The following is a 12,317-nucleotide window of genomic DNA, read 5'->3' on the forward strand; positions in this document are numbered from 1 at the left end:
AATGCAATGCCTATGGTGTATGGAACCAACTAATGTTATGGAAACAATTATGACTATTCCAGTTAACGGGGTGCCCATATTCGCGCGTCACGCCGGGCAATCCCGGAAAGCGATCATTTTCATTCACGGCGGCCTGCAAAGTTCGGCTGTGTGGGACCAGCAGTTGAACGACGAGCTGCTGCTGGAGCAATTCAGCCTGGTAGCGCTGGACCTGCCGGGGCATGGCCGTTCCGGCCGCTCCGCCGAGCCGGAAAAGGACTACAGCCTGCAGGGCATGGCCCGGCAACTGGCGGCCTGCATCAATGACATGTCCTGGGAGCAATACCTGCTGGTGGGACTTTCATCCGGCACCAACCTTGTGAGCGAAGCATTACCGCTGCTGTCCGTTCCTCCCAAGGGCCTCTTCTTTGCCGGCGCCTCCATTGCCGGCCGGCAAATCCCGCTCCATGCGCTACTGCTGTCATCCCCGTACAAGCAGGTGCTGGCAGCCACGCCGCCTTCGGAGGCAGCGCTCACCGCTTACAGCAAAAGCCTGGTGTACCAGGCGTCCGACCAGTTCATTGCCGGCTTTAAGCAGTATTATTATGATACGGACCCCGGTTTCCGGACCGTGTTCGGGCAATACCTGGAAGACGGTCACCCGGGGGAGCATGATCATATCGACGGGATCGTGCAAAGCCAGTTACCGGTAGGCTTTGTAATGGGGCAACAGGAAACGGTGATCAGGAGCAATTACCTGGACGGGATACCCTTTCAGCGTAAGTGGAAGGATACGGTGTTCAAAGTGCCGGCTGCCGGCCACCTGGTGAACTGTGACCAACCACAGATATTTAACCACCTGCTGCTGCAGTTTGCAGACGAAATTTTAAATAAAAAATAAAAAAGGAATTTTTTTCTTTTTTACTTTTCACTTTTTACTTCTATTCCAATGTTCGTCACCCCGCCGCTCACGGCAAACTTCATGGCTTCGCCGGCGGAGATGTGGCTCAGCGGTTTCACCCGCTCCTTGGGTACCATGAACACTTTGCCGGTAATGGCATAGGCGTGCGGCACGTATACGGCCATATAGCCTTCCAGCCCCAGGTGGCTCACGTCTGCCTGGGTAATGAATCCCATTTCCCATACGTCTATCCCGTATAGCTGCACCAGCACGGGATGATCAAATTTTTTCTTTTCCCCGACAAATGCGTCAAACACATCTTTCACCGAAGTATAGATGTACTTGATAAAGGGCGTGCGCTCCAGTAAATGGTCAAACAGGTCAAAAATGCGGCCTACAATGAAGGAGGAGCTGAGGTACCCTACTGCAATGATCAGCAGCAGCACCAGGATGAAGCCTACCCCTTTGTAACGCAGGTATTTCAGTATAAAAGTGTCCTCCGGTATCAGCGAAGTGGGTACCAGGTTGTCTATGGTAATAAAAGCCCAGTAAATGGTGAAGGCGGTAATGCCAATGGGCGCCAGTATCAGCAGCCCCTGGAAAAAGTACCGTAATACGCGGGCGGCCATGGCTTTCAATTGCAATTTGGGAGACATAAGTTTAATGTGCTAATGTGCAGATATGCGAATGTGCGAATGATTGATCGGATTGAGGAGCAAAATTACCCACATTATTCCAATTATTTCTTTCTATCCGTTTGTATGGCCGTATTTCTGCCGCATCCGCCCATTGATTTTGTTTTTTTCTTATGGAAACTTTTGTAGTTTAAAAAGTTTCCCTAGTTTTGTCCAGGCATTTGCAAAATCTGTTATTTGAAAGCATAGCATTCTGACATGGAAGTACAGGAACGCATTTTAGACACGGCTTTTGGCCTGTTCCGGCAATACGGGACCAGGTCCATCACCATGGATGACATCGCTACGAGGATGGGCATATCCAAGAAAACGCTTTACGCCCATTTTGTGGATAAGGACGATATGGTGGTGCATGCCATCAGCCGTTTCCTGGAGGTGATCCAGGAGGAAGAGCGGATGATACGGGAACGGTCCGCCAACGCTATTGAAGAACTGTTTGAAAGCATGAACATGATGGATGAGCGGCTGCGGAACATGAACCCCGTGATCATGCTGGACCTGCAGAAGTTTCATTCCAAAGCTTTCCTGGTGTTCCAGGAATACCGGAATAATTCCCTGCGCGCCAGCATCCGGGCCAACCTGGAACGCGGCATTGCAGAAGGATTGTACCGGAAAGACCTGGAAGTAGGCGTGCTTACCCAGTTCAGGATCGCTTCCGCCATGTTGTGCTTCCAGCCGGAAGTGTTTCCCATAGCCGGTTTTGAGATGGGAAAGGTGCAGCGGGTACTGCTGGAACATTTCCTTTACGGGGTAGCTTCCGGTGAAGGATTCCGGTTGATAGAGCAATACCGGCAACAGCAGGTATTAGTCAATAGTGAAAAGTGAATAGCGGAAGATGGATTGACTATTCACTTTTCACCAAAAAAATTAAATAGACACAACTGTATGCAACTACCACGAAAGCACATGGCCCTTGCCGGCTCTTTGCTGCTGGCATGGGTGTTTACCACACCACTACAGGCCCGGCAACAGCCGGCGCAGCAGGAAGTGCTGCCGCTAAGCGCCAAACAGGCGGTGGATTACGCCCTGGCCAACCAGTCGTCTGTAAAAACCGCCCGGTTGGATGAGCTGATCCAACTGGCCCTGAATAAGGAAGTGAGCGGCCAGGCATTGCCCACTGTAAAGGGCACCGGCTCTTACCAGTATAACCCGATCCTGCAGAAGCAGCAGATAGACCTGCACAACTTTGATCCCAGCGTGCCGGAAGGCACCTACCAGCCGGTAGCCTTCGGGCTGTCCCATAACCTGTCCGGCGAGATACGGCTGGACCAGGTGCTGTTCGATCCCAGCGTGCTGGTAGCCCTGCAGGCGCGCAGAACGCTGGAGGAACTGGCGGCCAGGAATGTAAAGCAATCGGAAGTGGATGTAAAAGTGGCGGTGTACAAAGCCTATTACAATGTGCTTTCCGCCAACAAGGCCCTGGGCATCATAAAAGGAAACATTACCAACCTGGAAAAGACCCTTTCAGACACCCGCGAAACCTATAAGAACGGGCTGGCGGAGAAACTGGATGTGGACCGGCTGTCCGTACAGCTTACCAATATGCAGACCGAAGCTACCAAGCTGCGCAACCTGATAGAGGTAGGCACCGCTGCGCTGAAATTCCAGATGGGCATGCCCATGGCGCAAAAGATTGAGCTTACAGACTCGCTTACTACCGAAGCCATTGCGGCGCAAACCATCAATGTGGACGACTTTGACTATTCACAGCGTATAGAGTACCAGGTGCTGCAGTCACAGAAACGTGCCTACGAATATGACCTGAAGCGTTACAAAATGCAGGGCCTGCCCTCCCTGTCGCTGTTTGCCACAACAGGCGCACTGCGGGGCAGCAGCAAGTTCGACTACTTCCAGAGCCAGTCCTGGTACGGCTATGTAAGCACCGGTATCAGCCTGAACGTTCCCATTTTCACAGGCTTCCAGCGGAAAAGGAAGGTAGACCAGGCATTCCTGACCGTGAAAAAAGCGGAGGAATCCATCCGGAACCTCAGGCTGTCCATAGACCTGGAACAGTCCCAGTCCAATTCCAATTTCCGTAATAACCTGCTCACCCTGCAGTCGCAGGAAGAGAATATGAAGCTGGCGCAGGAAGTATACAATACCACCCAGATCAAGTACCGTGAAGGCGTGGGCAGCAGCCTGGAAATGACCACTGCAGAAAACGACCTGCTCACGGCGCAGCAGAATTATTTTGATGCATTGTACAACGCGATAGTGGCGAAGATTGATTACCTGAAGGCATATGGAAAGTTATAACAGCTATTAGCCAAACACTCAACCTTACGCAAAACCTGATCTATATATGACCAAAAGATATTTCATTGTCCCTTTTATTACTGTTATACTCGCGGCTTGCGGCGGCGGTGAGCCCAACAAAGAGGCGAAGCTGCAGCAGTTAAAGCAGCAAAAAGCCAAACTGGACCAGGAAATTGCCGCACTGGAAAAGGAGATCGGCAAGAGTGATACTACACAGAAAGTAAAGACCGTGACCATCGAAACACTGAACGACACGGTGTTCCGGCACTATATCGATGTGCAGGGCAGCGTGGATGCACGGCAGAACGTGAACGTATTTGCCAAATCATCCGGCGTGGTTACCGACATAAATGTAAAAGAGGGCCAGGTGGTCCGCAAAGGCCAGGTGCTGGGCAAGGTGGACGACCAGTTGCAGCAGGCGGCCATCGCGGAGCTGAAAACACAACTGGAGCTGGCCACCACTACATACCAAAGGCAAAAGAACCTCTGGGACCAGGAAATAGGCAGTGAAATGCAGTTCCTCACCGCGAAGAACAACATGGAAACGCTGAAAAGAAGATTGTCTACCGCAGAGGAGCAGTTGGCGCAAACCCGCATCATCTCCCCCATCAATGGTACGGTAGACGCCGTGCTGGTAAAGCTGGGCGATAATGCCGGACCGGGCGCTTCCGGGCCCGCTTTCCGCGTGGTGAACAGCTCCTCCCTGAAAGTAGAAGCCAATGTAGCGGAAGGATATGCGGGTAATGTAAAGACCGGCGCACCGGTGCTGATCAGTTTCCCGGATATCAACAAGGAAATAAACGCACGCATCAGCTTTGCCTCCCGCACCATAGACCCGGTAAGCCGCACCATTAAAGTGGAAGTGCCGCTGCCGGCAGATCCTGCCCTGCGCCCCAACATGATCGCGCATATCAGGATCGTGGATTATACGGCGAAAAATGCAGTGGTAATACCGGTAAACGTGATACAGTATACCATGGGCAAGCCATTTGTAGTAGTTGCCCAAAACAGCAACGGCAAAATGGTGGCCCAGCGTAAGGAAATAGAAATGGGCCGCACCTATAACGATAAAGCGGAAATAAAGGAGGGATTGCAGCCGGGCGATAAGCTGGTAACCACCGGTTACCAGGGACTGGATAATAATGACCTTATAAAGCTGTAAAGGCAGCTAAATGCTCACAGCTAAAAGCTAGTTTATTTATGCAAGACAATCTCACAAAAGAATTCAAGCCTACCAGTTGGGCCATTGATAATAAGGTGAGTATTTATGTGGCCACTATTATCATCGCCATCGCTGGTATATTTGCCTATCAGTCGCTGCCAAAGGAACAGTTCCCGGAAGTGGTGTTCCCGCAGTTCTATATCAATACCGTGTACTTCGGTACCTCGCCGGAAGATATGGAAACGCTGGTGACCAAGCCCATTGAAAAGCAGTTGGGTGGCATCTCCGGTGTAAAGGAGATCAAAAGCACCTCCCTGCAGGACTATTCCATCATCACCATAGAGTTCAATACCGATGTGGATATTGAAACGGCCCGGCAGGAGGTGCGGGAAAAAGTGGACGACGCCCGGCCGGACCTCCCTTCAGACCTGGCGCAGAACGGCCAGGAGCCGCAGATCATCAAGATAGACGTATCCCAGATACCTATCATGAACGTGAACCTCTCCGGCGATTTTGACCTGCAGTCTCTGAAAAAATATGCGGACGAAATGCAGGACCGCATTGAGGCCCTCTCAGAGATCACCCGCGTGGATATTGTGGGTGCGCTGGAGCGCGAGATCCAGATCAACGTGGACAAATACAAGATGGATGCGGCAAAGATCAGCTTCGATGATATCATTAACGCGGTGAGCGCCGAGAACCGCACCATTTCAGGCGGCCTGGTGTCCATGGATGGCCAGAAACGCACCCTTAGCGTAAAGGGGGAGTATAAAGACCCTTCCAAGATAGGCAACATCGTGATTCGCGGCCAGTCCGGCGCCGTAGTATACCTGCGGGATATTGCCAACGTGGTGGACGGCTTCAAGGAGCAGGAAAGCTATGCCCGCCTGGACGGCAAGAACGTGATCACCCTGAACGTGATCAAGCAGAGCGGTAAGAACCTGATCGATGCGTCGGACAAGATACACGGCATTATTGAGGACATGCAAAAGAACTACCTGCCTAAAGGGCTGGACGTAACCATCACGGCAGACCAGTCCGATGCTACCCGCGTAACCCTGCATGACCTCATCAATACGATCATTATCGGTTTCATACTGGTAACGGTAACGCTGATGTTCTTTATGGGTACGGTGAACGCCATCTTTGTGGCCCTGTCCGTGCCCGTGTCCATGTTTATCGCGTTCCTGCTGATGCCCGTATATGGCTTTACGCTGAACATGATGGTGCTGTTCTCCTTCCTGCTGGCGCTGGGGATCGTGGTGGACGACGCCATTGTGGTGATTGAGAATGTGCACCGTATCTTCCACGAGCGGCGCGACCTGAATATTGTACAGGCAGCCAAGATAGCGGCAGGGGAAGTGTTCATGCCGGTATTCTCCGGTACGCTGACGGTACTGGCGCCCTTCTTCCCCCTGTTGTTCTGGCCCGGCGTAATAGGCAGCTTCATGTTCTTCCTGCCCGTAACGCTCATCACTACACTGGGCGCATCCCTGTTCGTGGCTTATATCATCAACCCGGTGTTTGCCGTGGACTTTATGACGCGGCATGAAGGAGACCACAAGCCGAAGTTTACCCGCAAGTTCAAGATATTGACCGCGGTGTTTGCGCTCATCGCATTGATCGCTTACCTGGGCGGTAGTATAGGCGTAGGCAATTTCGTGGTGTTCATGTACCTGCTGATCGTGCTGGAGCGTTTCTGGCTGGGCCGGAAAGCGCTGCGTTTCCAGCAGCATGTATGGCCCCGCCTGCAGAACTGGTACAGCCGCAGGCTGGCCTGGTGCCTGGTAGGCTGGCGCCCGGTATGGATGCTGGTGGGCACTTTCGGCCTGCTGATACTGAGCATGATGATCACGGCTATGCGTAGCTCCAAGGTGATCTTCTTCCCGCAGGCAGATCCGAACTTTATCTATACTTACATTGAAATGCCGAATGGCACGGACCAGAAATATACCGATTCCATTACGCATATCGTGGAGAACAGGATCACCAAAGTGGTGGGTAAGAACAATCCCATCGTGGAATCCATTATCTCCAACGTAGGCGTGGGCGCCGGCGATCCCAATCAAATGGACCTGAGCGTGCAGCCGCATAAGGGCAAGGTGACCGTAGCCTTCGTGGAATACGGCGCCCGTGACGGACAGTCTACCGTAGCCTACCTCGATAAGATACGCAATGCTGTAAAAGGCATACCCGGCGCGGATATTACCGTGGAGCAGGAGCAGGGCGGCCCCCCTACCGGGAAGCCCATCAACATAGAGATATCCGGCGACGATTTTGATGAATTGACCGCTACTTCTATCCGGCTGAAACGCTACCTGGACTCCCTGCAGATAGGCGGGGTGGAAGAGCTGAAAAGTGATTTCCAGGCTAACAAGCCTGAAATAGTGGTGGACATTGACCGCGAAAGGGCCAACCAGGAAGGTATCAGCACCGCGCAGATAGGGCAGGCCCTGCGTACCGCCTTGTTCGGTACGGAAGCCTCCAAGTTCCGCGACCCGGAAGACGACTACCAGATCATGGTACGCCTGCGGGAAGACCAGCGCAACAACATCAATACGCTGATGAACCTTACCCTTACCTTCCGCGACAATAATATGAACGGCGCGGTGCGGCAGATACCCCTGTCCTCCGTAGCCAATGTGCATTACTCGAATACCTATGCCAGCATCAAGCGCCTGGATCAGAACAGGATGGTTACCCTGTCCTCCAACGTGCTGAGCGGTTATAACGCCAACGAGGTAGTGCAGCAGATACAAACGGCGATCAACGATTTCAACAGGCCCGATGGCGTTACGGTAAAAATGACCGGCGAGCAGGAAGACCAGCAGGAGACCATGAACTTCCTGCTGATGGCTATGCTGGGCGCTGTAGGCCTGGTGCTGATGATCATGGTAACGCAGTTCAATTCCATGGGCCGGCCGCTGGTGATCGCCCTGGAGATTGTGTTCAGTATTATAGGGGTATTCCTGGGTTTTGCTGTTTTTGGTATGGATATCTCCATCGTGATGAATGGCGTGGGTATTATGGCGCTGGCTGGTATCGTGGTGCGTAACGGCATTGTACTGGTAGAGTTTACGGACCTGCTGGTAAAACAGGGCGTACCGGTGTACGATGCGGTGGTGGAAGCCGGCAGAACCCGTATGACGCCGGTGCTGCTGACGGCCATTACCACTACCCTGGGCCTGATACCCCTGGCAGTGGGCCTGAACATGGACTTTGCCACCCTTTTCACCGAGCTGAACCCCCACATTTTCTTTGGTGGCGATAACGTGGTGTTCTGGGGCCCCCTGGCCTGGTCCATGGTATTCGGGGTGATCTTTGCCACCTTCCTTACCCTGGTGCTGGTGCCGGTGATGTACGCTATGAACAAGCGGTCCATCGACGTGCTGGATCATTACAAGCTGCCGCGCGCCTTGAAGTATATTCCTTTCCTGGTGCTGATCATCAAGCTGTTCATGAAGAAGGAGACCGTGCGGGAGCTGCATGATCCGGAGTATGTTTCTCCCAGGCCCTACGCTTTCTTTAACGGGGAAAGTGGTCCCGAAGAGCATGAGCATGCACGTGCCGTAAAGAAGCAAAGTATGCCGGTAAATAATTAAAAACGCTAGCTATCGTCAAATAGCTAATACAGTGTAACAGTTGTAGGTTTAACAGATCACCGTCCCGATCTCTATCGGGACGGTTTTTTGTAATTTTTAACAGTTTTATACTTTTCGCTTTTATTATTTTTGACCTCTATTGATCCCTAAATACAACACGATGCGACGAAACCACGAAATAGACTACAAAATATACGGTGAGGAAATGCAGATGGTGGAGATTGAGCTGGACCCCCAGGAAACGGCCATTGCAGAAAGCGGCAGCTTTATGATGATGGACCAGGAGGTACAGATGCAGACCATGTTCGGGGACGGCTCCCAGCCTTCCCAGGGGGTCTTTGGCAAGCTGCTCTCCGCCGGCAAGCGCATGCTCACCGGTGAAAGCCTTTTCATGACCGCCTTTACCAACATAGGGCAGGGCAGGAAAAAGGTGACCTTTGCCGCTCCTTACCCGGGTAAGATCATCCCGATGGACCTGGCCCTGATGGGGGGCAAGGTGGTTTGCCAGAAGGATGCCTTCCTTTGCGCCGCCAAAGGCGTAAGCGTGGGCATTGAATGGCAGCGCAGGCTGGGCACCGGCCTTTTTGGCGGTGAAGGGTTCATTATGCAGAAGCTGGAAGGCGACGGCCTGGCCTTTGTGCACGCCGGCGGCTTTGTAATGGAAAAGGAGCTGCAGCCCGGCGAGGTGTTGAAAATAGATACCGGCTGTGTGGTGGCCTACACCCAGAATGTGGATTTTGATATCGAGTTTGTAAGAGGGGTCAGAAACCTGGTTTTTGGCGGCGAAGGCCTGTTTTTTGCCACCCTGCGCGGTCCCGGCAAGGTATGGGTGCAAACCCTGCCCATTAGCCGGCTGGCAGGCCGTATTATTGCATACGGTACCGGCCCCCGTAAAGGAGAAGGCAGTATCCTGGGCGGCCTGGGTAACCTGCTGGACGGCGATTGACCGCGCCCCGGATACGGCTGGCAGAAAAAATTTGGGGTTTAACGGATATTTTAGAGAAAATTTACCAACAAAGTAGTAGCTTAGCTGAAGCATTGTTGAAAAACCATTTACCTATGCCAGCCAGTATATTTATGAGCAGGATAAATTTGAAAGTTTGTTATGAATGATTGACTGAATAAAATAAATGGGGTGGATCAGGCAGAATGACATTGATATTCCCGTATATTTGCTAAGAAGGTAGCATCAAAAGTCTGTCGTTCTGTATTTTTTAACCAGAATTCGCCGAAACACTAACAAAATGACAGGTGCGGAAATTAGTATAGTAATTGCACCGGAAACTTGTAGGAAACGTGGCACACAATTATCTTTGTTCTTCCAAAAAAGGTAAAGAGGTACTTTGTTGTGATTTGCTTTCAAAAAAACAAATGGAAACTGCCGGTATAATGTGGACTGGAGAAAACCCGGAAGACCATACCTGGGTATCGCCGGCGCCTTTATATATTATAGTATAATCACACTATGAATTTCATGTTTATGAAATCATAGCATTAATTGCTTCAAACGCTTAATTAAGTAAGATGAATTTTGAGAGAAACGAACGCCCCCGCAGGTACTCTTCAGATGTTAACAAAGAGTATGATCCCAAGGAAAGACCGGGCGGCTACAATCGTCCCGACTTCAACAATGAGCGGGAGGGAAGACCCAATTTTAACCGGGATCGCGACATCAGACCCGATTACAACAGAGAAGGCGGTGGCGGATACAGGCCCCGCGAGAATTACAACCGTGAAGGTGGTGGAGGATATAATCGCGGCGAAGGCGGCGGTTATGACCGCGGCGGTGGTGGATACAACCGCGGTGGCGGTGGTGGTTACGACCGTGGCGGTGGTGGTTATGACCGCGGTGGCGGTGGTGGCTACGACCGTGGTGGCGGCGGCGGATACAACCGCGGCGGTGGTGGTGGCTATAACCGCGGCGGCGGTGGTGGCGGCTATAACCGCGGCGGTGGCGGCGGTGGATACAATCGCGGTGGCGGTGGTTACGGCGGCGGCCAGAGAAGGCCGGGCGGCGGCGGTCAACGCAGACCTTTTACGCCCAAGCCGGATAACAAAATATACTTTATCGCCCTGCTGCCCACTGCTGAAGTAGGTAAGGAGATCATCAAGATAAAACAGGAGTTTGCAGAGAAATACGGCCCTACCTATGCACTGAAAGTATTGCCGCACATTACCCTGCAGGTGCCCTTCACCGCAGATCCGGCACTGGAAAAGGCTTTCTGTGATGAACTGGCGGAATTTGCCAAATCCCAGGCGCCCTTTGAGGTGTCCCTCAACGGTTTTGGTACCTTCCCCAACAAGCAGAACCGCGTGCTGTTCATTAACGTGGAAAAGAGTGAAACCATGTCCGCCATGCACCGCCAGTTGATCAACTTCCTGCGCAAGGAGTTTGGCTTCAGCACCATGCTGGCGCGTACCGGTTTTACACCGCACGTTACCGTGGCCTTCAAGGACCTGGAGGACGAACAGTTCAACAAGGCCTGGCCGGAATATGAAACGAAAGAATACCAGGCTACCTTCAAGGTAAATAACCTGTACTTCCTGCGCCATAACGGCAAATCATGGGAAGTGCTGCAGAAATGCAAGCTGGGCGGCGGCGCTGCACCGGCTGCAGAACCTCCTGCTGAAAAGTAGCCGGACCAAATTATGATCACATTAAAAACCCGTCCAACCGGTAGGTGGACGGGTTTTTTCATGATATGTCCGTAAGTGGTTTTTTAAGGCTGCGGCCCGGCAGGCACCAGTATGTACTGGTCGTCTCCTTCTTTTGTCCAGTGCAGGTTTACCGTTGGGCAAATTACTTCCAGCACCGCTTCAATATTACCCAATTGTTCCGGGTCAAAGGTGCCGTTGTACCGCAGTTGCCGGGCGTTTGCATCCCGCAGGATGATCTGGACGCCGAAGTAGTCTTCCAGCGTTTCCATTACCTGGCTGATGCGCATGTCCTGGAAGGAAAGCCGCTGCTCTTTCCAGGCAATGAAGTTGGGATCTTCGATAGGCTCCTGCCGCAGGGTTTGGGCGGACTGTAAAATGCCCCTGTTGCCTTCGGACAGCACCAGCCGCTGCTGCTTGTTATCCCGGGTAGAAAAGGCCACCTTGCCGCTCACCACCGCTACTTCCACCTGGCCGGGCTCATAGCTCTTCACGTCAAAAGAGGTGCCCAGCACCTGCGTTTGCGTATGGCCGGCATATACTACAAAAGGCTGGTCTGTTTGCTGCGTCACTTCAAAAAAGGCCTCTCCCTGCAGGTGCACGGCCCGTTCATCCCCTTTAAAGCCGGCCCGGTAGCTAAGCGTGCTTTGCTGGTTCAGGTAGGCTTTGCTGCCATCCGGCAGGGTAACGGTTTTCGTTTCCCGGGCCTGCGTCACCACTTTTATCCCGGGATGGCGGAAGTACGTGAAATAAGCCGTAGCGGCGCCTCCCAGCAGTATAACAGTGGCTGCTATACGTAAAAAATGCCGGTAAGGGTACAGGAAACCGCGTTGGGGCGGCGGCGTTATACGCTGGCGGAATGTTTCCCAGTTCTGTTCCGTGGCGGGCGTAAAATCGGCATGTGCGCCGGCGGCCATCGTCCAGGTGCTTTTCAGTGCATCGTAATACCGGCGGTTTGCCATGTCTTCCTCCAGCCAGGTCTGCAATATGCCCCGCTCTTCCGCGCTCAGGCTGTTGTCAATTTCCCTGGCGATCAACGTTTCTATATGCTCTAAATCGTAAGACAT

At 52.5% G+C, this 12,317-nt stretch carries 9 protein-coding genes; 7 read left to right on the forward strand and 2 right to left on the reverse strand.

Annotated features, from left to right (window positions below):
- Positions 1–49 precede the first annotated feature (49 nt).
- The gene (locus tag LX66_RS07735) at positions 50–880 is read left to right on the forward strand and encodes an alpha/beta fold hydrolase (protein WP_158642567.1); all 831 of its coding nucleotides are present in this window, start codon (positions 50–52) and stop codon (positions 878–880) included.
- A gap of 20 nt (positions 881–900) precedes the next feature.
- Here LX66_RS07735 and LX66_RS07740 read toward each other — a convergent pair whose 3' ends face one another.
- Positions 901–1,536, reverse strand: coding sequence for a DUF502 domain-containing protein (locus LX66_RS07740; RefSeq protein WP_145711480.1), 636 nt, complete (start codon positions 1,534–1,536; stop codon positions 901–903).
- Between the two features lie 237 nt (positions 1,537–1,773).
- Between LX66_RS07740 and LX66_RS07745 the strand changes: the two genes are divergently transcribed.
- The 6 genes from LX66_RS07745 (at position 1,774) to LX66_RS28455 (ending at position 11,232) form a co-directional block, all read left to right on the forward strand.
- Positions 1,774–2,400: a TetR/AcrR family transcriptional regulator gene (locus tag LX66_RS07745; protein ID WP_145711481.1), complete on the forward strand. Its 627-nt coding sequence runs from the start codon at positions 1,774–1,776 to the stop codon at positions 2,398–2,400.
- A 60-nt stretch (positions 2,401–2,460) separates the two neighbouring features.
- Positions 2,461–3,831 carry a TolC family protein gene (locus LX66_RS07750; protein WP_145711484.1) on the forward strand — a complete coding sequence of 457 codons (1,371 nt, stop codon included), beginning with the start codon at positions 2,461–2,463 and terminating at the stop codon, positions 3,829–3,831.
- A gap of 46 nt (positions 3,832–3,877) precedes the next feature.
- Complete coding sequence (locus LX66_RS07755) at positions 3,878–4,993, forward strand: efflux RND transporter periplasmic adaptor subunit (protein WP_145711486.1); 1,116 nt, start codon at positions 3,878–3,880, stop codon at positions 4,991–4,993.
- 38 nt (positions 4,994–5,031) lie between these two features.
- Entirely contained in the window at positions 5,032–8,595 is a 3,564-nt protein-coding gene (locus LX66_RS07760) for an efflux RND transporter permease subunit (RefSeq protein ID WP_145711488.1), read from the forward strand.
- A 160-nt stretch (positions 8,596–8,755) separates the two neighbouring features.
- Positions 8,756–9,541 (forward strand): TIGR00266 family protein, encoded by a 786-nt coding sequence (locus LX66_RS07765; protein ID WP_145711490.1) that lies wholly within the window; start codon positions 8,756–8,758, stop codon positions 9,539–9,541.
- 578 nt (positions 9,542–10,119) lie between these two features.
- Positions 10,120–11,232: a 2'-5' RNA ligase family protein gene (locus LX66_RS28455; RefSeq protein ID WP_244620329.1), complete on the forward strand. Its 1,113-nt coding sequence runs from the start codon at positions 10,120–10,122 to the stop codon at positions 11,230–11,232.
- Between the two features lie 83 nt (positions 11,233–11,315).
- Here LX66_RS28455 and LX66_RS07780 read toward each other — a convergent pair whose 3' ends face one another.
- Positions 11,316–12,317 (reverse strand): FecR domain-containing protein, encoded by a 1,002-nt coding sequence (locus LX66_RS07780; RefSeq protein ID WP_145711492.1) that lies wholly within the window; start codon positions 12,315–12,317, stop codon positions 11,316–11,318.

Origin of the sequence: Chitinophaga japonensis (genome assembly GCF_007830125.1) — a bacterium.
Classification (GTDB): Bacteria; Bacteroidota; Bacteroidia; order Chitinophagales; family Chitinophagaceae; genus Chitinophaga; species Chitinophaga japonensis.

Bases quoted from the DNA above. Each gene is read 5' to 3' on its own strand.
- LX66_RS07735 (WP_158642567.1), top strand. From the start codon at position 50: ATGACTATTCCAGTTAACGGGGTGCCCATATTCGCGCGTCACGCCGGG.
- LX66_RS07740 (WP_145711480.1), bottom strand. From the start codon at position 1,536: ATGTCTCCCAAATTGCAATTGAAAGCCATGGCCGCCCGCGTATTACGG.
- LX66_RS07745 (WP_145711481.1), top strand. From the start codon at position 1,774: ATGGAAGTACAGGAACGCATTTTAGACACGGCTTTTGGCCTGTTCCGG.
- LX66_RS07750 (WP_145711484.1), top strand. From the start codon at position 2,461: ATGCAACTACCACGAAAGCACATGGCCCTTGCCGGCTCTTTGCTGCTG.
- LX66_RS07755 (WP_145711486.1), top strand. From the start codon at position 3,878: ATGACCAAAAGATATTTCATTGTCCCTTTTATTACTGTTATACTCGCG.
- LX66_RS07760 (WP_145711488.1), top strand. From the start codon at position 5,032: ATGCAAGACAATCTCACAAAAGAATTCAAGCCTACCAGTTGGGCCATT.
- LX66_RS07765 (WP_145711490.1), top strand. From the start codon at position 8,756: ATGCGACGAAACCACGAAATAGACTACAAAATATACGGTGAGGAAATG.
- LX66_RS28455 (WP_244620329.1), top strand. From the start codon at position 10,120: ATGAATTTTGAGAGAAACGAACGCCCCCGCAGGTACTCTTCAGATGTT.
- LX66_RS07780 (WP_145711492.1), bottom strand. From the start codon at position 12,317: ATGTCTTACGATTTAGAGCATATAGAAACGTTGATCGCCAGGGAAATT.